The organism is Actinoallomurus oryzae, from assembly GCF_039541955.1.
Classification (GTDB): domain Bacteria; phylum Actinomycetota; class Actinomycetes; order Streptosporangiales; family Streptosporangiaceae; genus Actinoallomurus; species Actinoallomurus oryzae.
This window is the reverse complement of sequence record NZ_BAABHF010000025.1, coordinates 59,434-78,684: the sequence shown is the minus strand read 5'-3', so window position 1 is coordinate 78,684 and position 19,251 is coordinate 59,434. Positions and strand designations below refer to the sequence as shown.

Annotated in this window: 20 protein-coding genes; 9 read left to right on the top strand and 11 right to left on the bottom strand. The window is 72.6% G+C overall.

The features are described 5' to 3' along the window. The first annotated feature begins 12 nt into the window (after window positions 1-12). Together ABEA10_RS24000 and ABEA10_RS23995 are read left to right on the top strand one after the other, a co-directional pair. A complete protein-coding gene (locus ABEA10_RS24000; protein WP_345467588.1) occupies window positions 13-1,074 on the top strand; it encodes a polyprenyl synthetase family protein in 1,062 nt (353 codons plus the stop codon). 145 nt (window positions 1,075-1,219) lie between these two features. Beyond that, window positions 1,220-1,393, top strand: coding sequence for a hypothetical protein (locus tag ABEA10_RS23995; RefSeq protein WP_329257953.1), 174 nt, complete (start codon window positions 1,220-1,222; stop codon window positions 1,391-1,393). Between the two features lie 5 nt (window positions 1,394-1,398). Here ABEA10_RS23995 and ABEA10_RS23990 read toward each other — a convergent pair whose 3' ends face one another. The 4 genes from ABEA10_RS23990 to ABEA10_RS23975 form a co-directional block, all read right to left on the bottom strand. Next, window positions 1,399-1,563 carry a hypothetical protein gene (locus ABEA10_RS23990; protein WP_329257949.1) on the bottom strand — a complete coding sequence of 55 codons (165 nt, stop codon included), beginning with the start codon at window positions 1,561-1,563 and terminating at the stop codon, window positions 1,399-1,401. Between the two features lie 54 nt (window positions 1,564-1,617). Next, window positions 1,618-2,253 (bottom strand): thiamine phosphate synthase, encoded by a 636-nt coding sequence (thiE, locus tag ABEA10_RS23985; protein ID WP_345468188.1) that lies wholly within the window; start codon window positions 2,251-2,253, stop codon window positions 1,618-1,620. Between the two features lie 75 nt (window positions 2,254-2,328). Next, on the bottom strand, window positions 2,329-2,706 hold the full coding sequence (locus tag ABEA10_RS23980; RefSeq protein WP_345467584.1) for an Rv2175c family DNA-binding protein: 378 nt from the start codon (window positions 2,704-2,706) through the stop codon (window positions 2,329-2,331). Between the two features lie 70 nt (window positions 2,707-2,776). Beyond that, window positions 2,777-3,946, bottom strand: a complete 1,170-nt coding sequence (locus tag ABEA10_RS23975) for an NAD(P)/FAD-dependent oxidoreductase (protein ID WP_345467582.1) — start codon at window positions 3,944-3,946, stop codon at window positions 2,777-2,779. 179 nt (window positions 3,947-4,125) lie between these two features. Here ABEA10_RS23975 and thiO point away from each other — a divergent pair, with 179 nt between their 5' ends. The 5 genes from thiO to ABEA10_RS23950 all read left to right on the top strand — a co-directional run bounded on the left by thiO (window position 4,126) and on the right by ABEA10_RS23950 (window position 9,428). Then, entirely contained in the window at window positions 4,126-5,244 is a 1,119-nt protein-coding gene (thiO, locus tag ABEA10_RS23970; RefSeq protein ID WP_345467580.1) for a glycine oxidase ThiO, read from the top strand. 191 nt (window positions 5,245-5,435) lie between these two features. Further along, window positions 5,436-5,636, top strand: a complete 201-nt coding sequence (thiS, locus tag ABEA10_RS23965; RefSeq protein ID WP_345467578.1) for a sulfur carrier protein ThiS — start codon at window positions 5,436-5,438, stop codon at window positions 5,634-5,636. A gap of 2 nt (window positions 5,637-5,638) precedes the next feature. Further along, the gene (locus ABEA10_RS23960; protein WP_345467574.1) at window positions 5,639-6,412 is read left to right on the top strand and encodes a thiazole synthase; all 774 of its coding nucleotides are present in this window, start codon (window positions 5,639-5,641) and stop codon (window positions 6,410-6,412) included. A 79-nt stretch (window positions 6,413-6,491) separates the two neighbouring features. After that, the gene (pknB, locus tag ABEA10_RS23955; protein WP_345467572.1) at window positions 6,492-8,492 is read left to right on the top strand and encodes a Stk1 family PASTA domain-containing Ser/Thr kinase; all 2,001 of its coding nucleotides are present in this window, start codon (window positions 6,492-6,494) and stop codon (window positions 8,490-8,492) included. A 72-nt stretch (window positions 8,493-8,564) separates the two neighbouring features. Continuing rightward, on the top strand, window positions 8,565-9,428 hold the full coding sequence (locus tag ABEA10_RS23950; RefSeq protein WP_345467570.1) for a deoxyribonuclease IV: 864 nt from the start codon (window positions 8,565-8,567) through the stop codon (window positions 9,426-9,428). 266 nt (window positions 9,429-9,694) lie between these two features. Here the strand turns inward: ABEA10_RS23950 and ABEA10_RS23945 are convergent, their stop codons facing one another. The 5 genes from ABEA10_RS23945 to ABEA10_RS23925 all read right to left on the bottom strand — a co-directional run bounded on the left by ABEA10_RS23945 (window position 9,695) and on the right by ABEA10_RS23925 (window position 14,481). Next, window positions 9,695-11,371, bottom strand: coding sequence for a sodium/solute symporter (locus ABEA10_RS23945; RefSeq protein WP_345467568.1), 1,677 nt, complete (start codon window positions 11,369-11,371; stop codon window positions 9,695-9,697). A 37-nt stretch (window positions 11,372-11,408) separates the two neighbouring features. Continuing rightward, window positions 11,409-11,759, bottom strand: coding sequence for a hypothetical protein (locus tag ABEA10_RS23940; protein WP_329257921.1), 351 nt, complete (start codon window positions 11,757-11,759; stop codon window positions 11,409-11,411). Next, the gene (locus ABEA10_RS23935) at window positions 11,756-12,514 is read right to left on the bottom strand and encodes a LytR/AlgR family response regulator transcription factor (RefSeq protein WP_329257918.1); all 759 of its coding nucleotides are present in this window, start codon (window positions 12,512-12,514) and stop codon (window positions 11,756-11,758) included. Before ABEA10_RS23935 ends, ABEA10_RS23940 begins: the two co-directional genes overlap by 4 nt. A 62-nt stretch (window positions 12,515-12,576) precedes the next feature. Further along, window positions 12,577-13,776, bottom strand: coding sequence for a histidine kinase (locus tag ABEA10_RS23930; protein WP_345467564.1), 1,200 nt, complete (start codon window positions 13,774-13,776; stop codon window positions 12,577-12,579). A gap of 111 nt (window positions 13,777-13,887) precedes the next feature. Next, the gene (locus ABEA10_RS23925) at window positions 13,888-14,481 is read right to left on the bottom strand and encodes a molybdopterin-dependent oxidoreductase (protein ID WP_329257911.1); all 594 of its coding nucleotides are present in this window, start codon (window positions 14,479-14,481) and stop codon (window positions 13,888-13,890) included. 254 nt (window positions 14,482-14,735) lie between these two features. Here ABEA10_RS23925 and aroF point away from each other — a divergent pair, with 254 nt between their 5' ends. Continuing rightward, window positions 14,736-15,758, top strand: coding sequence for a 3-deoxy-7-phosphoheptulonate synthase (aroF, locus tag ABEA10_RS23920; RefSeq protein ID WP_345467560.1), 1,023 nt, complete (start codon window positions 14,736-14,738; stop codon window positions 15,756-15,758). A 373-nt stretch (window positions 15,759-16,131) separates the two neighbouring features. Next, a complete protein-coding gene (locus tag ABEA10_RS23915; RefSeq protein ID WP_345467557.1) occupies window positions 16,132-17,043 on the top strand; it encodes an EamA family transporter in 912 nt (303 codons plus the stop codon). A 103-nt stretch (window positions 17,044-17,146) separates the two neighbouring features. Here ABEA10_RS23915 and thiI read toward each other — a convergent pair whose 3' ends face one another. Continuing rightward, window positions 17,147-18,397, bottom strand: a complete 1,251-nt coding sequence (thiI, locus tag ABEA10_RS23910; RefSeq protein ID WP_345467555.1) for a tRNA uracil 4-sulfurtransferase ThiI — start codon at window positions 18,395-18,397, stop codon at window positions 17,147-17,149. Between the two features lie 152 nt (window positions 18,398-18,549). Then, window positions 18,550-19,245 carry a class I SAM-dependent methyltransferase gene (locus ABEA10_RS23905; protein ID WP_345467552.1) on the bottom strand — a complete coding sequence of 232 codons (696 nt, stop codon included), beginning with the start codon at window positions 19,243-19,245 and terminating at the stop codon, window positions 18,550-18,552. Between the last annotated feature and the right edge of the window lie 6 nt (window positions 19,246-19,251).

Sequence of the window (19,251 nt, the reverse complement as noted above, 5' to 3'; positions counted from 1 at the left end):
AGTCTCGATCACGTGGACGCTCGTGAAATTCGCAAAAGGGTCGACGAGGCGCTGTACGGGTTCGTGGACCACCAGCGTCCCCTCCTCGGCGCCGTCTCCGCCGAGCTGATGCCCCTCATGGCCGCTCTCGACGCGCTGCTGTCCGGCGGCAAGCGGTTGCGCCCGGCGTTCTGCTACTGGGGCTGGCAGGGCTCGGGCGGCGGTGACCTCCCGGAGTTCTTCACCGCGGCGGCCTCGCTCGAGCTGCTGCAGGCCGGTGCGCTGATCCACGACGACGTGATGGACGGCAGCGACACCCGGCGCGGGATGCCCGCCGTGCACCGGCGGTTCGAGGCGCTGCACGCCGAGTCGGGCTGGCGCGGCTCGGCGCAGGGGTTCGGCGCCGGCGCGGCGATCTTGTTGGGCAACGTGTGCCTGACCTGGTGCGACGAGATGTACCAGGGCAGCGGCCTACCCGACGAGGCGCTGACGCGCGGGCGTCCGCTGTTCAACCGGATGCGCACCGAGGTGATGTGCGGGCAGTACCTCGACCTGCTCGGTCAGGCCCGCGGCCCGCTGCCGGACGGCCACGCGATGGTCGAGGCGGCACTGCGGGTCATCCGGTTCAAGAGCGCCAAGTACACCGTCGAGCGCCCGCTCCAGCTCGGTGCCGCGCTGGCCGATTCGCCGTCGGTGGAGGCCCTCTCGGCGTACGGCATGCCGGTGGGCATCGCCTTCCAGCTGCGCGACGACGTCCTCGGGGTGTACGGCGACCCGGCGGAGACCGGCAAGCCGGCCGGTGACGACCTGCGCGAGGGCAAGCGCACGGTGCTGGTCGCGCTGGCCCTGGAGCGCGCCTCGGCCGCGCAGGCCGCGACCGTGGAACGTCTCCTGGGCGACCCGGAGCTGGACACCGCGGGCGTCGAGACGCTCCGCGAGATCATCGTGTCGACCGGTGCGCTGGACGCCTGCGAGAAGATGATCGACCGGTACGCCGCAGAGGCGTCCGCGGCGCTGGTCGCCGCCCCGCTGACCTCCGATGCGCGTGACGCGCTGTCGGAACTCACCGTGGCCGCGACCGCACGTACCGTCTGAGCGCCCGCCCGGACGGGCCCCGACGGCCTCCGCCGGAAACGTTCGGAAAGCCCGTGATCGAGCGTTCGCCGGACAAGGCGATCATGCCCGGTGAAGAATTGGGGCATGACCGACCGAGCGTCCGCATGAGCCGGATGTCAGCACCATGAAACTGGACACCGCAGAGCACAGCCGCGTCGCGGCGCGTACGCCCGCACGGGTGCGTCCCCGCCCGGCGTCACGGCCTCCGCGGCGCCGCAACCGTCAGCTCGTCGCCGTGCTGGCCCTCGTCATCGTCGCCGGGTTCCTCTTGGGCCTGGGCCTGCCGATTCACCCGTAGCGTCCCTACCAGTGCGGAGGACGCTCCTCCAGGAGACGGGCGTCCTCATCCGGCGCGCGCCACTCGCCCCAGCCGGTGTCGGTGTCGTCACTCGTCTGATCGGGCAGCACGTCCAGTTCGTCGTCGTCGGAGAACTCGACGGGGCGTTCGTCGTCAGGAATGCCGATCATGGCTCCCATTGTCGCTCAGGCCGAGGTGTGCGCTGGGTGAACCACGGGTGAAATTCACTCATGGCGCAGCCGCCGTGCCAGGGCCGCCGCCGCGGCCCGCGGGTCGTCGGCCTCGGTGATCGCCCGTACGACGACGACGCGGGTCGCCCCGGCGGCCAGCACCTGGTCGAGGTTGCCGGCGTCGATGCCGCCGATCGCGAACCAGGGGCGCGCGAACCGGCGTTCCGCCGTGTAGGACAGCAGACCGAGACCCGGGGCCGGCCGGCCCGGTTTGGTCGGCGTCGGCCACGTCGGGCCCGTGCAGAAGTAGTCGACGCCCGGCTCGGTCGCCGCGGCGGCCGCCTGCTCCTCCGAGTGCGTGGACCGCCCGATGAGCATGTCCTCACCGACGATCGCGCGCGCCCGGGGCACCGGCAGGTCGTCCTGGCCGAGGTGCAGCACGTCGGCGCGGACGGCGTGCGCGATGTCGGCGCGGTCGTTGACCGCCAGCAGGGCGCCGTGCCGGTCGCAGGCCGCGCGGAACACCGCGAGGTGCTCCAGCTCCTGGCGAGCCTCCAGCCCCTTCTGGCGGAGCTGGACGATGTCGACCCCGCCGGCCAGCGCCGCGTCGAGGAACTCGGGCAGGTCGCCCTGGGCCTCGCGCGCGTCGGTGCACAGGTAGAGGCGCGCGCGGCCCAGGCGGGACCGCAGGCTCACCGCCCGGTCAGTGGGAAGACGTGCGGGCAAACCGCCACCCTCCGTCTCGCCGGGCGGTATCGCCCGGACTCAAAGCGCGAGCGCCTGCGCGCGCCGGTTGATCTCTTTGACCCGGTGCTCGGTCAGCGCCTGAACGGGCGTGCCCGGTAGCGAGTCGTCGGCGGTGAACAGCCATCGCAGGGCCTCGACGCGATCGAACCCGGCGTCCGCGAGCACGGTGAGCGTGCCGTGGAGGCCCTTGAGCGGCTGGCCGTTCTGGATGAACGCGGCGGGCACGCTCAGCCCGCCCTCGCGCTGCACCCCCAGCAGCTTGTGGTCGCGGAGGAGTTGCTTGACCCGTTTGAGATCGAGGCCGAGGCGCTCGGCCGTCTCGGGAAGGGTGAGCCACTCACCCACCAGTGCGTCGGTCTGTCGATCGATCTCGATTTCGGCAACGGTGTGCGTCACGCATGCCTGCTTACCATCTTCCGCACCATCTGAAACCTCGATTCCGGTCGCGAAATCACAGGGTGAGGTATCAGCCGCGTACGGTGGCCCTGACGGGAACCTCGGGGTCGGCGAGCCGCCCGGTGTCGACCGCGGCGCCCGAGGCGATCAGCCGCCGTCCCTGCACCAGATCGCGCGGCCGGTCGACGGTCAGGATGGCGACGAGCCGTTCGCCCGCCAGCCAGCACAGCGACCAGCGGTCGGCGTCCGGATCTCCGCGCCAGACCGTCGTGTCGGCGGCCGGGTGATGGCCGGCGTACTGCACCATCCGGCCGAACTGCTCGGACCAGAAGTACGGGACGGCGTCGTAGACCCGCTCGCCGCCGAGGAGGTTCGCGGCGACGGCGTCGGGGGCGTTCAGCGCCACGTCCCAGTGCTCGACGCGCAGCCGGCGGCCGAACCGGGCCGACCACCACGCGGCGCAGTCGCCGACCGCGAACACACCCGGCCGGCTCGCGCGCAGCCCCTCGTCGACGACGACGCCGTTCTCCAGTGCCAGCCCGGAACCCTCCAGCCAGCCCGTCTCGGGCCGTACGCCGATGCCCGTGACGACGAGGTCGGCCTCGATCGAGCCGCCTCCGGCCAGTTCGAGGCCGCCGGGCTCCACCGAGGCGGCCTTGACCCCGTGGCGCAGCTCGACGCCGGCCTCGGCGTACCAGCGCGCGGTCCGCGACCCGGCCTCGGCGCCGATGGCGCCCGCGAGCGGCGCGTCCGCCGCCTCCGCGACCGTGACCCGGCAGCCGGCCGCTGCCGCCGCCGTCGCGACCTCGGCGCCGATCCAGCCCGCGCCGACGATGACCAGCCGGGCGCCGGGACGCAGCGCGGCGCGGAGCGCACGGGCGTCGTCGATGGTGCGCAGCACGTGCTGCGGGCCGTCGCCGGGCAGCCGGATCGGCGTCGCGCCGGTCGCGATCACGAGCGCGTCGAACGCGAGCGGCCCCTCGGTCGTCTCCAGGTCCTCGCCCAGGCCCGTCGCACGCCGCCCCAGGAGCGTCGTACAGCCGAGCCCGTCGAGGTCGGGGGCGACGGTCGTGTCGTCGGTCTCGCCCCGCAGCACGGCCTTCGACAGCGGCGGGCGGTCGTACGGGGCGTGCGGCTCGGCCCCCACGAGCGTGAGATCGCCCCTGTACCCCTGGGCCCGCAGCGTCTCGGCCGTCCGCAGCCCCGCCAGTCCGCCACCCACCACGATCACGCGCTCCATACGACGTAGGCTAGGGGGTGCTTCACGAGCCCCGTGTGCCCGACCAGCGGCAGCGGGGCCGTGGGACGCCCCGAGAAAGATCCCCAGCGCGGGAGCCCGGCGGACCGGGCTGAGAGGGCGGCAGATGGCCGCCGACCGCTGAACCTGATCCGGGTCATGCCGGCGAAGGGAGCGCCAGAGTGGACGACGTGGTCATCATCGGCGGCGGTGTGATCGGCCTGGCGACGGCGTGGCGTTCGCTCGGGCGCGGGCTGCGCGTCACGGTCGCCGACCCCGAACCGGCCGCCAAGGCCTCCTACGTCGCGGCCGGAATGCTCACCCCCGTCAGCGAGCTCACCTACGGCGAGGAGGCGCTCCTGCACCTCGGCCTCGCCTCGCGCGACCGCTATCCGGCGTTCGTGGCGGAGCTGGAGGAGGTGTCCGGGCGTGACACGGGCTTCCGTGGCGACGGCACACTCCAGGTCGCCCTCGACTCCGACGACCTCGCCGTCCTGGGCGAGCTGCGGCGCTACCAGGAGTCGCTCGGGATCCCGGCCGAGACGCTCACCGGCCGCGAGTGCCGGCGGATGGAACCCATGCTCGCGCCCTCCGTACGCGGCGGCCTGCTCGCCCCCGCGGACGGCTCCATCGACCCGCGGCGCCTGACCGCCGCGCTGCTGACCGCCGTCGAGCGGCTCGGCGGCACGGTCGTACGCGAGCGGGTCGCGGAGGTGCTGACCGAGGACGGCCGGGCCGCGGGCGTCCGTCTCGACGGTGGCGACGTGGTCCGCGCGCACCAGGTCGTGCTCGCCGCCGGGCCGTGGAGCCAGGACGTCAAGGGAGTGCCGGACGGCGTGCTGCCGCCGGTGCGCCCGGTCAAGGGCCAGGTGGTACGCCTGCGGAGCGCGACGCCGTTCCTGGGCCGGTGCGTGCGCGGCCTCGTACGCGGCTCGTCGGTCTACCTCGTGCCGCGGGCCGACGGGGAGATCGTGGTCGGCGCCACCCAGGAGGAGATGGGCTTCGACACGACGGTCACCGCGGGCGGCGTCTGGGAGCTGCTGCGCGACGCCCGCGAGCTGCTGCCCGGCGTCACCGAGCTGGAGTTCGCCGAGGTACGCGCCGGTCTGCGGCCCGGCTCGCCGGACAACGCCCCGGTGCTCGGCGCGAGCGCGCTGCCGGGCCTGCTGCTGGCCACCGGCCACTTCCGCGGCGGCGTGCTGCTCGCGCCGGTCACCGGTGACGTCATGGCCGAGCTGCTGGCGACCGGTTCGATGCCCGAGGTCGCCCGGCCGTTCTCACCCGCCCGGTTTTCGGAGTGAGCCCGCAGGAGCGAGCGGAGGCGGCGGCCGAGGGACGAGGTCGCCGGTGGAGCGAGCGAGAAGGGCGAACGACCGGTGAACACGAGTGAGCCCGCAGGAGCGAGCGGAGGCGGCGGCCGAGGGACGAGGTCGCCGGTGGAGCGAGCGAGAAGGGCGAACGACCAGCGAACACGAGGGAACATGAGGATCGCATGAGGATCACTGTGAACGGCGCGGAGCGCGAGACAGAGGAGGGCGCGTCCGTGGCGGGCGTCGTCGCCTCCGTGACGCGGGCGTCGGCCGGCGTGGCCGTCGCCCTCAACGACCAGGTCGTCCCGCGCGGCGACTGGCCGACCACGATCGTTCGCGAGGCGGACCGCATCGAGGTGCTGACCGCCGTACAGGGAGGTTGACGATGGACGACCCGCTCGTCATCGCGGGAGAGACGTTCGGATCCCGGCTCATCATGGGCACCGGCGGCGCGCCGAGCATGAGCGTCCTGGAGGAGGCGCTGACCGCGTCCGGCACCGAGCTGACCACGGTCGCGATGCGACGCGTCGATCCCGGTTCCCGCGGCTCGGTGCTCGACGTGCTCGGCCGCTGCGGCATCCGCGTGCTGCCGAACACCGCCGGCTGCTTCACCGCGGGCGAGGCCGTGCTCACCGCCAAGCTGGCCCGTGACGCACTGGCGACCAACTGGGTGAAGCTGGAGGTCATCGCCGACGAGCGCACGCTGCTGCCGGACCCGATCGAGCTGCTGGACGCGGCCGAGCAGCTCGTCGACGACGGGTTCGTCGTGCTGCCGTACACCAATGACGACCCGGTGCTCGCCCACCGGCTCGAGCAGGCCGGCTGCGCGGCCGTGATGCCGCTCGGCTCGCCCATCGGCTCGGGCCTGGGCATCCGCAACCCGCACAACATCGAGCTCATCGTCGAGCAGGCGCAGGTGCCGGTCGTGCTGGACGCGGGGCTGGGCACGGCCAGCGACGCGGCGCTCGCCATGGAGCTGGGCTGTGACGCGGTGCTGCTCGCGACCGCGGTCACCCGGGCGCAGTCACCCGCCCTGATGGCGTCGGCGATGCGGCACGCCGTGACCGCGGGCCGGACGGCCCGGCTCGCCGGCCGGATCCCCAAGCGGCGGTACGCCCAGGCGTCGTCGCCGTGGCAGGGGCTGAGCTCGAGCGGTTGATCTCGATCCGGTCAAGGATCGATGCCTTCCTTCGCACCTGCGGCGAGTATCAGGTTTAAACACGAATACACTCCCCCTGATGGATACGTCGGTTGCGGACCCGCTCGTCGGGCAGGTGCTCGATGGGCGCTACCGCGTCCAGTCGCGGGTCGCCCAGGGCGGCATGGCCACGGTGTACGTCGGCCATGACACGAAGCTCGATCGCACGGTGGCCCTCAAGGTCATGCACGCGAACCTCGTCGGCGACGAGGAGTTCGTGCGGCGCTTCATCGCCGAGGCCAAGCACGCCGCGGCGCTGTCGCACCCGAGCGTGGTCGCCGTGTACGACCAGGGCACCAGCAAGGGCCACGTCTTCCTGGCGATGGAGTACGTCCCGGGGCGCACGCTCCGCGCGCTGCTGACCGAACGCGGCCGGCTCGGACCGCGCGAGGCGCTGGAGATCATGCAGCCGGTGCTCGCGGCGCTGGGCGCCGCGCACCGCGCCGGCGTGATCCACCGTGACGTCAAGCCGGAGAACGTCCTGCTCAACGCCGACGGACGCATCAAGGTGGCCGACTTCGGCCTCGCCCGCGCGGAGTCGGCGAGCAAGCAGACCAAGACCGGCATGCTCATCGGCACCGTCGGCTACCTCGCCCCCGAGCAGGTCATCTCCGGCGACGCCGACACCCGCACCGACGTCTACGCCGCCGGCATCATGCTGTTCGAGCTGCTGACCGGCCGTCAGCCGCACCAGGGCGGCACGCCGCTGTCCGTGGCGTACAAGCACGTCAACGAGGCGGTGCCGCTGCCGTCGAGCGTCGTCCCGGGCCTGCCGCCGCAGATCGACGCCCTCGTGGCCAGCGCGACCAACCGCGATCCGGCGCGGCGGCCCTCCGACGCGGTCCACTTCCACTCCGCGGCCGGCGAGGTCTACCGCACCCTGCCCCGCGACATCGACGAGACCCTCGCGGGCGTGAGCCCGGTCACCGCGCCCATGCCCGACCCGTCGGCGGTCTCCTCCTCCCCGGAGGGTTCGACGCAGGCGCTCCCGGCGCCGGCCGGTGCCGGGACGCAGATGCTCGGCGCCGGCACCCAGATGCTGGGGCCGCACACGATGGCGATCCCCCGCGACGAGCACACGCAGCCGGACCCCGGACCGCCGCCGCCCGCGGGGCTGCGGGGCCGCCTCCTGCGCCCGCCCGGCCTGTACGGGGTCATCGCCGCCGTCGTCGTGGTGGTGGTGCTCCTCGGCGGCGTGGTGTGGAGCGTGACGCTCGGCAACACCGAACGGGTGCCCAAGCTCGTCGGCCTCTCCGAGGAGCAGGCGCGCGTCGAGGCCGCCAAGCTCGGCCTGAAGGTCAAGCGCGGCGACTCCCGCTACGACCAGAAGATCCCCAAGGACAGGGTCGTCGACGTCCAGCCGAAGGTCGGCACCGAGGTCAAGAAGGGCACCCTGCTCACGCTGGTGTTCTCCAAGGGCAAGAAGCCCGTGGACATCCCGGACGTGCACAACATGCCGCTCGACCAGGCCAAACAGCGGCTGCAGAGCGTCGGCCTGCAGCCCGGTGACCAGGTGCAGCAGGACAGCACCACGATCCCGCGCGGCTATGTCATCAAGACCAGGCCGGCCGCGGGCACGTCACAGAACCCGGACGACCCGGTCACGCTGGTGGTCAGCAGCGGCATCAAGATGCCCAACCTCGTCAACATGCGCCGCGACCAGGCCAACGCCGCCCTGAGCAAGCTGGGCCTGAACGTCCAGTGGCAGGAGCAGGACCCGGCCCCGAACCAGCCGGAGAACATCGTCGTCGGCCAGAACCCTCCGCCGGGCCAGCAGGTCAACCGCGGCGACTCGGTGCAGGTGACGGTGACCAAGGGCCAGTGCCAGTGGTGGAACCCGTTCTGCAAGGACAACGACGGCGGCCAGGGCACGGTGCCCCCGGTGACGGGCCAGACGATCGCGGTAGCGCGGCAGCTCCTGCGCCAGAACGGCTTCCAGGTGAAGGTCAGCAAGGGCAACGGCCGTGACATCGTCACCGGCCAGAACCCTCCGGCCGGCACCCCGCAGCCCCACGGCGCCACCATCACCATCTGGCACTGAGGGCCCGTCCCGAGCGATTCCGGCGCGGCCCGCCGTGAGCGGGCCCGCCGCACCCACTAGGCTGGCGCGGCTATGACTGCCCAGCTGACCAGCCCCATCGGGGCACACGTGCCGGTGGCCGGCGGCCTGGCCACCGGCGGGCTGCGTTACGCAGCGCAGATCGGCGCCGAGACCATCCAGGTCTTCGTCAGCAACCCGCGCGGATGGGCGCTGGCGGCCGGCAAGGAGGCCGAGGACCGCAAACTCCGGGAGCACGGCGAGCGGACCGGCATGCCGGTGTTCGTGCACTCCCCGTACCTGATCAACGTCGGGTCGCCGAACCCGCAGACGGTCGCCAGTTCGGTGGCCTCGATCCGGCACTCGCTCGTGCGGGGTGCCGCGATCGGCGCCCGCGGCGTCGTCGTGCACACCGGGTCGGCGGTCTCCCAGCCGCGTGAGGCCGCCGTGCGCCAGCTGCGCGAGCACCTGCTGCCGCTCCTCGACGAGATCCCGCCGGACGGCCCCGACCTGCTGTTCGAGCCGATGGCCGGGCAGGGCGCGATGCTGTGCGCGACCGTCCAGGACCTTGGTCCGTACCTGGACACCGTGGACCGCCACCCGCGTGCCGGGGTGTGCCTGGACACCTGCCACGCGTTCGCGGCGGGCCACGACCTGGCCGCCCCGGGCGGCGTCGCCGCGACGCTGGACGCGCTCGCCATGACGGTCGGCGCCGACCGGCTCAAGCTCATCCACGCGAACGACTCCAAGGACGGCTGCGGCTCGGCCAAGGACCGACACGAGAACATCGGCAAGGGCCGCATCGGGGCCGAGCCGTTCGCCGAGCTGTTCCGCCACCCGGTGAGCCGGGGCGTGCCGCTGGTGATCGAGACGCCGGGCCGCAGCCCCGAACCCCACCGCGCGGACGTGGAGACCCTGAAGGCCCTGCGCGACCGCTGAACTCTCCCGCAACGAAAAAGGCCTGGGTGCCGCTGAACAACCCCCCGACCGTTCAGCAGCACCCAGGCGCCGCCGCCTGGCCTCCACCCCCCCGAGTCGGAGCCTGGCGGCCGTCCCGAGAACGTTGCTGTGCCGAAACACTAGGGTCCGCGGGTGCCGCGGCGAAACCCATAAAGCCCTTGCCTCGGTAAACGGTCCGTAGTCATCGGTATGCGTTCCGTAACGACGGTCCGAGCGGTCGCTCACGCGCGACGAACGGCGGGGTTTCACCGGTGGTCCTCCGGGACGTGCATGCGGACCATCGCCCGGTCCGTGTGGACCGGAACGGTCGCGCGCGTCAGCAGGGAGACGCCGATCATGGCGGCGAAGCCGAGCGGCACCGTGACGAGCGCCGGCTGCTCGATGAGCATGCCGAGCCAGCCGGCGCGCTGGCCGCCGAGGATCCGCGTGAGGCCGGCCGCGGTGGCCGGTCCGCCGCCCGCGACCACGCCCGCGACCGCGCCCGCCGGGGTGAGCCGCGACCACCAGACGCCCAGGACCAGCAGCGGGCACAGCGACGACGCCGCGACGGCGAAGGCGAGGGTGATCAGCGCCATCGACTGCGGCACGCACGTCAGCGTCACGAGGAGGAGCGGGACCGCCATGGTGATCAACGCGGACCGCCGGAAGCCGCTCGCGCCGCCGCCGAGGTTGCCGGCGATGCTGCCGGAGACCGCGACGACGACCCCGCAGGAGGTGGAGGCGAACGCCGCGAACGCCCCGGTGGCGACGAGGATGGTCAGCAGGTCTCCCGAAAGGCCCGGCAGCATCCGGTGGGGCAGCATCAGGAGCGTCGCGTCGGTCTCGCCGGTCATCAGCAACTCGGGCGTGTAGAGCCGGCCGAGGGTGCCGAACAGCGCCGGGAACAGGTAGAAGGCGGCCAGCATCAGCACCACGAGCTTCGCCGTACGGCGCGCGGACCGCCCGCCGGCGTTGGAGTAGAACCGCACGACCAGGTGCGGCAGGCCCATGGTGCCGAGCAGGACGCTGAGCAGCACGGAGTACGTCGCGGCCAGCGGGTGGTTGCGCCCGCCCGAGAACGGTGTCGCCCACCGGTCACCGCGCAGGAGCGCCAGCCGGTCGGTGCGCGGCACCGCGGCGCCGGCCGGGAAGCGCAGCCGCGCTCCGGCCCGTACACGGTGCGGCCCGGTGTCCAGCCGGACGGGCTCACCGTCGTAGCGCCGCCCGTCGAGGACGCCGCGGACGGTGACGACGGCGGGCGCGGTGATCCGCATCCCCGCGCTCGTCCCGGCCGTGACCGTCGTCGGCCGGTGGAAGTACGGCGCGCGCGCCGCGTCGGCGTCGTTCTGCAGCCGCCAGACGGCCAGGAAGATCAGGCCCGGCACGACCACCGCGATGAGCTTGAGCCAGAACTGGACGGCCTGCATGCCGGTGATGCTGCGCATGCCGCCGGGCAGGACCACCGCTCCCACCGCGAGGACGACGGCCATCCAGCCGGTCCACACGGGCAGCCCGCTTATTACCGACAGTGTTACGCCGGCCCCCTGAAACTGCGGAAGGAGGTAGAACCAGCCGATGACGACGACGCAGGTGCTGACGGCGTGCCGGACCGTACGCGATCCGAGCCGCCAGGCCGCGAAGTCCGACAGGGTGTACGCGCCCGAGCGGCGGAGGGGGGCCGTGACGAGTGTGAGCAGCACCACGTGGCCGGCGGCGGCGCCGATCGGCAGCCACAGCATGTCCGCGCCGTACGCGAGCACGAGACCGGCCATGCCCAGGAAGGCCGCGGCGGAGATGTACTCCCCGCTGATCGCCGAGGCGTTCCACCAGGGCGAGACCTCGCGCGAGGCGGAGTACAGGTCGGAGGCGTGGGCGGGCCGCGTACGCGCGGAGACGCCCAGGAGAGAGGCGATGAGCAGCGCGAGCGCCACCACCGTGATCATGAATGCTCCTCACCCGCTTCCGGCACCGAGGTGGTGGTCACTCGGGCCGTGCCGGTTCGGTGAAGGCGCGCTCGGCGCGCTCGGCGAGACGTACGTGGCGATGCGCGGCGACCACCCAGACGGGCTGGACGCCACCGCAGAGGATCAGCCAGGGCAGCCGGACGCCCAGCAGCCGAACGTGGGACAGGCCCGGGGCGCAGGCGAACAACATCGGCAGGCCGGCGAGGAGAAGAAAGATGATCGTGAGGGTTGCGAGGGCGAGCCGGGCCTGCGCGCGGATCAGGGATCTGACCCGTGCCGCGCCCGGCTCCGCGTGTTCGTCGGGGGGTCTTCGGCGGGGGCCACGTCTGCGGGCCCCGGGAACGGTGACGGTGACGCGTTCGGTCATCTCGGGCCGCGCGCCTCCTGCCGGAATCTGCGAACGAGCAGGTCACGGACCTCGCGGGTGTGTCGCCGGCTGACGAGCAGCGGGCGCTCGCCGACCTGCAGGACCGCGCGGCCGTCGTCGAATCGCAGCTCGCTGATGTGTGCCGTGGAGACGAGCGTCTTGCGGTGGATGCGGATGAATCCGACCGGCCTCCATCGCTCGGCGAGCGCGGCGAGCGGAACGCGGATGAGGTAGCTGCCGTCGAAGGTGTGCAGCCGTACGTAGTCGCCGTGCGCCTCGGCGTGGGTGACGGCGGCGAGCGGGATCATCCGCGTGCGGCCGGCGAGCTCGACCGGGATCATCTCGTCGGCCTCGGGCTCCTCGACGGCGGCGTCGCGGCGAACGGTCTGTTCGACGCGGCGAACGGCCTCGCTGAGGCGGCCGGGATCGACCGGCTTGAGGAGATAGTCGACCGCGCCGAGCTCGAACGCGGTCACCGCGAACTCCTCGTGGGCGGTGACGAAGACGACGGCGGGCGGATCGGCGAAGCCGGTGACGAGCCGGGTGAAGTCGAGCCCGTCGAGGCCCGGCATGCGGATGTCGAGGAACACCGCGTCGAGCCGGTCGCCCTCGGACACCATGCGGCCGAGGTCGCGCAGCGCCTCCGCGGCGTCGGCCGCCGGCTGGACGGCCTGGACGCGCGGATGCCGGCGGAGGAGGTAGGTGAGCTCCTCGAGGGCCGGAGCCTCGTCGTCTGCGGCGAGCACGCGCAACATGGCAGGAGACTGCCCCCTTTACTCTCCGTGTGCAATAGATTTCATGGAGTAAGACGCGACTCTTACCGTGCGGACAGATCTGTGTGACATTTGGGCACGCGGAGGCTGACCTTCATGCCCGCACCGATCGCGGTCTCGATGACCAGGCCGTACTCCTCGCCGTAGACCTGGCGCAGCCGGTCGTCCACGTTGAGCAGGCCGATGCCGCGCGCCGTGCCACCGTCGTCGCCCGACTCGAGCAGGGCCCGCAGCTTGTCGGGGTCCATGCCGACCCCGTCGTCCTCGATGCTGATCGCGGCCTCGGCCCCGGCGTCGCGGGCCACGATGCGCACGTGGAACCGCTGCATGCCGCACTCCATGCCGTGGCGGATGGCGTTCTCGACCAGCGGCTGCAGCGACAGGAACGGCACGGCGACGGGCAGCACCTCGGGCGCGATCTCGACGCTGAACCGCAGGCGCTCCTCGCCGAACCGCGCGCGCTCGAGCAGCAGGTAACGGTCGATCGAGCGGAGCTCCTCGGCCAGGGTGGTGAAGTCACGCGGGTTGCGGAACGAGTAGCGGGCGAAGTCGGCGAAGTCGAGCACCAGCTCGCGGGCGCGCTCGGGGTCGGTGCGCACGAACGAGGCGATCGTGGTCAGCGAGTTGTAGACGAAGTGCGGGGAGATCTGCGCGCGCAGCGCGCGCATCTCGGCCTCCATCAGCCGCGCCTTGGAGGAGTCGAGCTCGGCGAGCTCGAGCTGCCCGGACATCCAGCGGGCCACCTCACCGAGGATGCGCAGCCGGTGGAACCGCGCGCGCTCGGCGTACGCCGCGAGGGCGCCCGCGACCCGGCCGTCGATGGTCAGCGGCGCGATCATGGCGACCCGGACCTGGCAGTGCGGGTCGCCGCAGGGGTCGAGCTCCCGGACGATCACCCGTGACCGGCCGGAGGTCAGGACGGGCTCGGCGAGGCGGAGCGTGGAGTCGGAGTGGGCGATGCCGCCCTCCCAGACGAGGAGCCGTTCGGTGTCGGTCACCGCGACGACCGGGACGCCGAGCAGGTCCCGCAGATGGCGTACGGCCTTGCGGGCGGAGTCCTCGGTCAGCCCGGCCCGCAGCGACGTGGAGGCGACCGAGACGGTGTGCAGCGCGGCGAAGGTCGCCTCGTCGGCCAAGGCGCCCCTGCCCGTGCGCTGCCGCATCGCGCACAGCGACCAGCCGGCGGCGCCCACGGTGAGGGCGGCCGCCACGGCGATCAGCGCGTCGGCGGAACTCAGCAGCATGACAGCAGACGGTAATACGGCGGTCACGAAACGCGTGGGGCTTTGCCCGTAAGCGGTCTGACTCCGCCCGCTCGGCCGCCCGCGCGGAGGGCGGGGGTTCCGGGTCGCGTGTCAGGCCGGCGGGGTCTCCTCCTGGTAGGAGTAGCGCTGCTCGAGCCAGGGGTCGGCGAGGTTGTGGTAGCCGCGCTCTTCCCAGAACCCGCGCCGGTCCGCGACCAGGTACTCGATCGCGCGGAGCCACTTGACGCTCTTCCAGCCGTACAGGTGCGGGACGACCATGCGGAGCGGCGCGCCGTGCTCGGGGGTGAGGGGCTCACCGTCGCGGTGGGTGGCCAGCAGGGACGTGTCGGCGAGGAAGTCCGACATCCGCAGGTTCGCGCTGTAGCCGTACTCGGCCCAGACCATCACGTGGGTGGCGTCGTCCGCGGGCGGGGCGAGCGCGGCCAGCGTCGTCGCGCGGATGCCCTCCCAGACGACACCCGGGATGGAGAACTTCGTGACGCAGTGGAAGTCGGCCGTGACCCGCTCCCGTGCCATCGCCGCCACCTCGGGCCAGGTCCAGCGGCTCTCCTGCCCGGAGGCGGTCGCGCCCTGCACCCGCAGGTCCCAGCGCTCAGGGCGGAACTTCGGCACCGGCCCGTAGTGCAGGACCGGCCAGTCACGCGGAACGTGCTGCCCCGGCGGGAGCGGCGTGTCAGCCGCCATCGTGTGTCTTCCGCCCGCACTTCCTCATCGCCCGCCATCCTGCCATTCGCCCCGAGACGCGCTACGTGGACCCCTCCCGCACGGGCATGCCCCCCGATGGGCTACTGTTCCGGTGTGAGCAACGTCTTCTTTGGCTATGGCGGGCCCGGGTCACGGGCGGCTGCCAGGAAGACGCTGCGCTAAAGGCAACCGCTGACGAATGCCCCGGGCCATCAGGCCCGGGGCATTCGTCGTTTCTGGGAAGAGGGAACAGCATGGTCGTCGTCATGGCCGCCGAGGCCGGGGAGGCCGATGTCCAGGCCGTCGTCGAACGCGTCGAGTCGGCGGGCGCCGAGGCGTTCGTCAGCCGGGGCGTGAACCGCACGATCGTCGGGCTGGTCGGCGACGTGGAGCAGCTCGGCACGTTGAACCTGCGCGGGATGCGCGGGGTCGCCGACGTCGTGCGGATCTCGGTGCCGTACAAGCTGGTCAGCCGGGAGAACCACCCGGACCGCTCGGTCGTACGGGTCGGGGGCGTGCCGATCGGGCCGGGGACCATGACGCTGATCGCCGGGCCGTGCGCGGTGGAGACGCCGGAGCAGACCCTCGCCGCGGCGCAGATGGCGCAGGCCGCCGGCGCGACGTTGCTGCGGGGCGGGGCGTTCAAGCCGCGGACGTCGCCGTACGCGTTCCAGGGCCTGGGCGAGAAGGGCCTGCGGATCCTGGCCGAGGTGCGGAAAGAGACGGGCATGCCGATCGTCACGGAGGTGGTGGACGCCCACGACGTCGAGCTGGTCTCCTCCTACGCGGACATGTTGCAGGTCGGCACGCGTAACATGCAGAACTTCGCGTTGCTGCAGGCGGTCGGCGGCGCGGGCAAGCCGGTGATGCTCAAGCGCGGCTTCAACGCGACGATCGAAGAGTGGCTGATGGCGGCGGAGTACGTCGCGCAGCGGGGCAACCTGGACATCGTCCTGTGCGAGCGCGGCATCCGGACGTTCGAGAAGGCCACGCGGAACACGCTGGACATCTCCGCGGTCCCGGTCGCCCAGCGGCTGTCGCACCTGCCCGTCATCATCGACCCGTCGCACTCGGGCGGGCGGCGGGACCTGGTCCTGCCGCTGACCCGCGCGGCGATCGCCGTGGGCGCCGACGGCGTGATCATCGACGTGCACCCGCACCCGGAACAGGCGCTGTGCGACGGCCCGCAGGCGCTCGTCAACGGCGACCTGCGCGAGCTGGCCAAGACCGTCCGCGATCTGCCTCCGCTGGTGGGCCGTACCCTCGCCACCGCGTGAACCGGGCCGGGGAGGCGGCCCCGCCGGTCACGGGGCCGCCTCCCCGGCCGCCGGACGACGTCGGGCAGGCGGTGCACCCGCGGAGATGCCGGGCGCCCGCCCGCGCGGACGTCGCCGGGCACGGACGTGCCGGCGGAGGAGCGGCGCGTCCGGCGGACCCTCTCCGGCGACGGCCCCGCTTCGACCGGCGTGTCATGGGCGGGCTAGGCTCTCCGGTCATGGCGTACTTCACCGCTCAGCTCGGACCGCCCCGGCTCTGACCGGGGTCGCCCCTTCCCCACGCCCGGCGCACCGCCCGGCGTGGTCGTGAACGTGTTCAGGCGCGTCCCCGGATCCGGTGTTCATCATCCGGTTCGAGCCTGGAGTCTCTCTCGTGACCAGTACGTCCCTCAGTACCACCACGCCCGTACGCCGGTTCGGCGGCGCGGCCGACATCGTCCTCGCCGCCGCTCTCTGGGGCACCACCGGCACCGTTCGCAGTTTCACGCACGCGGGTCCGGTCGTCGTGGGCGCCGCCCGGCTGCTCATCGGCGGGGCCTTCCTCTTCGTCCTCGCCGTGCGTTCCGGCGGCCTGCGGCCGCTGATCGCCGCCGGCCGCCGCACCTGGCTGATCCTCTTCCTCGGCGCCAACCTCGCCGCGATCTACCAGGTGGCGTTCTTCAGTTCCGTCGCCCGTACGGGTGTCGCCACCGGCACGGTCGTCACGATCGGCAGCGGGCCGGTGTTCGCGGGGCTGCTCACCCTGGCCCTGCGGATGGGCACGCCGAGCCGCCGCTGGCTGCTGTCCACCGTCGGCGCGGTGGCCGGATGCACCGCGCTGACCGTCGGCGGCCGGTCCGCCGGGGTCGAGCCGGTCGGCATCGCCCTCGCCCTGCTGTCGGGCTTCGGGTACGCCGCCTACGCCACCGCGGCGTCCGTGCTGATCACGCGTGGGGAGGAGGACCGGGCGGTGACCGGTGTCCTGTTCGCCGGCGCCGGCGTCCTGCTGCTGCCCGTGCTCCTGTTCGAGGGTGCCGGCTGGCTCTTCACCGCACGCGGCGGCCCGGCCGCGCTCTACCTCGGCCTGGTCACCACGGGGGTCGGCTACGTCCTGTACGGCCGCGGGCTGCGCACCACACCGGTCGCCACGGCGACGACGCTCACCCTGGCCGAACCCGCCGTCGCGGCGGTGCTCGGCCTGTTCGTGCTGGGTGAGCATCTGGCCGGGGTCGCCCTGGCCGGTCTGGCCCTGCTGGTGGTCAGCCTGCTGATCCTCGCGCTGCCGGAGGGGCGGCCGAGGCGATGACCGTCGGCGGGCGGGGGCGTCCGGCCTCCGCCCGCCGGTTCGGCCCGCTCGTGCGCGTGCTCTCCGGACGCCGGCGCCCGTCGAGGGCAGGGGCGTCGGCGGGTCAGGCGCCGGTGTCGCCGTACGCCGGACGGTGCTCCTGCAGGGTCGTGGCGAGCTGCTCGGCCATCTCGCCGGCGTCGAGACGCTTCTCGATCTGGCGAAGATCCTCGATCTTGGCGCGGGTCTCGGCGCGACGCGGGGTCAGGACCGTGCAGCAGTCCTCGTCCGGCAGCTCGGAGATCGCCAGCGTGTGGATGCGGCGAGCCTCATCCATGATCTCGATCTTGTCCATGCCGATGAGCGGACGCAGGATCGGGAGTTCGACCGCGTCGTCGAGCGCGGTGATGTTCTGGAGCGTCTGGCTGCTCACCTGGCCGAGGGAGTCGCCGGTCACGAGCGCCGCCCCGCCGAGGTTGTGCGCGACGATCTCACCGGTCTTCAGCATCAGCCGTCGCTGCGCCACGATCTGCAGCCGGTCGGCGCCGGAGGTCTTGATCTGCTGCTGCGCCTTGCCGAACGGCACGACGAACAGCCGCGAGCCGCCCTGGAACTTGTCCAGCTCGCGGACCAGGGCGTACGCCTTGTAGATCGACTCGGGGCCGGTGAAGGGCATGCCGGAGAAGTGGAGGAAGTCCACGCGCAGGCCGCGGCGCATCATGCGGTAGGCGGCCACGGGCGAGTCGATGCCGCCCGACATGAGGACGAGCGCCCGGCCGCTCATGCCGACCGGCAGGCCGCCCGCGCCCGGCGTGCCGTCGGTGAAGACGAACACCTCGCGCTGGTCGACCTCGACGAACACCGCGATGTCGGGGTTCTTCAGGTCGACCGGCAGGTCGTAGCGCTCCTGGACCTTCGAGCCGAGCAGGATGTTCAGCTCCGAGGAGGTCATCGGGAAGCGCTTGTCGCGACGCCGCGAACGGATCGCGAACGGGCCCTTGCGCACGAGCGCCGGGTGCTGGCCGACGAGGTCGAGCGCCGCGCGCACGGCCGCGTCGGGGTCCTTGTCCACCCGCCAGGCGCGGTGCACCCACACGATGCCCATCACGTCGGTCATGCGCCGGGCGACCGCGTCGACGTCGGCGAGCTCGCCGCTCTCGGTGCGGACGACGATGACGCCCTCGCGCTGCCAGATGTGGATCTTGATGCCCAGGCCCTTGACCGCGGCGCGGATGTTGTTCTGGAGCCGCCGCTCGAACAGGTCACGGTTTCTGCCCTTGAGAACGAGCTCACCCAGCTTGAGCAGCACACAGGGCTCACCGTTCACAGGGGTGGGCCGGCTCGTGCTCTCGGCCGCCGCGTCGAGCATCGGCATGGATGACCTCCTGCAAGGGGAACCGGGAAAGGGGCGACCCGCCTGGGGTCCGTCTCAAGGCTCCGCTGCCTGCCGTGCGGCGACTTCGAGACAGACCTAGTGTCGCGCAAGAAGTGCAACACCGCGACTCGGGCACGGTGTTCCCCGCGTCGTCACCGTTTCACGCAGGTGTACGCGCCGTAGATCCGCGCCCGGAAGTCGGCCCGTACGATCTCGAATCCGGTGGCCTCCAGCATCGGCTCCAGCAGCCAGCGGAAGGTGCTGTGCTCCGTCCGGAGGTGCTCGGCGAAGTCCTCGCGGGTGTAGCCCCGGGCGGGATCGGCCGCCGCGCCGTCGAACCAGCGCTCGATGACCTCGTCGGCCTCCTCCGGGCGGAAGTCATAGACCAGGTCGCGCAGCCGCAGCACGCCGCCGGGCCGCATGATCCGCGCGACGCGCTCCAGGGCGAGCGCCTTCCAGAAGTCCGGCAGCTGGTGCAGCGCGTTGCGGGTGCACACGGCGTCCGCGGGCGCGCCGGTGTGCTCGTAGGACAGGAAGCCCGCGCGCACGCACTCGACGTTGGAGAGCCCGGCCGCACGCTCGCGCAGGACCTCCTGCATCGCGGGCGAGACGTCGACCGCGACCACGCGGCGGAACCGCGGCGCGGCGGCGAACGCCAGCCGTCCGGTGCCGGCGCCGAGGTCGACCAGAGTGCCGTCGAGCCCGGCGAGCTCGGCGAGGTCCTCCTCGACGTCCGTCAGCCCGCCCCGGTCGTATCCGGCCTTCGTCTCGTAGCCGGCGACGAAGCCCGGGTCGAGGTGCTCGAGACCGGCGTGCGCGAGTTCGTCGAGGGCCCAAGATGCGTCCATTCCACG

Coding starts and splice junctions, on each gene's coding strand:
- ABEA10_RS23995 (WP_329257953.1), top strand. CDS start 1,220: ATGAAACTGGACACCGCAGAGCACAGCCGCGTCGCGGCGCGTACGCCC.
- ABEA10_RS23990 (WP_329257949.1), bottom strand. CDS start 1,563: ATGATCGGCATTCCTGACGACGAACGCCCCGTCGAGTTCTCCGACGAC.
- ABEA10_RS23975 (WP_345467582.1), bottom strand. CDS start 3,946: ATGGAGCGCGTGATCGTGGTGGGTGGCGGACTGGCGGGGCTGCGGACG.
- thiS (WP_345467578.1), top strand. CDS start 5,436: ATGAGGATCACTGTGAACGGCGCGGAGCGCGAGACAGAGGAGGGCGCG.
- ABEA10_RS23960 (WP_345467574.1), top strand. CDS start 5,639: ATGGACGACCCGCTCGTCATCGCGGGAGAGACGTTCGGATCCCGGCTC.
- pknB (WP_345467572.1), top strand. CDS start 6,492: ATGGATACGTCGGTTGCGGACCCGCTCGTCGGGCAGGTGCTCGATGGG.
- ABEA10_RS23950 (WP_345467570.1), top strand. CDS start 8,565: ATGACTGCCCAGCTGACCAGCCCCATCGGGGCACACGTGCCGGTGGCC.
- ABEA10_RS23945 (WP_345467568.1), bottom strand. CDS start 11,371: ATGATCACGGTGGTGGCGCTCGCGCTGCTCATCGCCTCTCTCCTGGGC.
- ABEA10_RS23940 (WP_329257921.1), bottom strand. CDS start 11,759: ATGACCGAACGCGTCACCGTCACCGTTCCCGGGGCCCGCAGACGTGGC.
- ABEA10_RS23935 (WP_329257918.1), bottom strand. CDS start 12,514: ATGTTGCGCGTGCTCGCCGCAGACGACGAGGCTCCGGCCCTCGAGGAG.
- ABEA10_RS23930 (WP_345467564.1), bottom strand. CDS start 13,776: ATGCTGCTGAGTTCCGCCGACGCGCTGATCGCCGTGGCGGCCGCCCTC.
- ABEA10_RS23925 (WP_329257911.1), bottom strand. CDS start 14,481: ATGGCGGCTGACACGCCGCTCCCGCCGGGGCAGCACGTTCCGCGTGAC.
- aroF (WP_345467560.1), top strand. CDS start 14,736: ATGGTCGTCGTCATGGCCGCCGAGGCCGGGGAGGCCGATGTCCAGGCC.
- thiI (WP_345467555.1), bottom strand. CDS start 18,397: ATGCCGATGCTCGACGCGGCGGCCGAGAGCACGAGCCGGCCCACCCCT.
- ABEA10_RS23905 (WP_345467552.1), bottom strand. CDS start 19,245: ATGGACGCATCTTGGGCCCTCGACGAACTCGCGCACGCCGGTCTCGAG.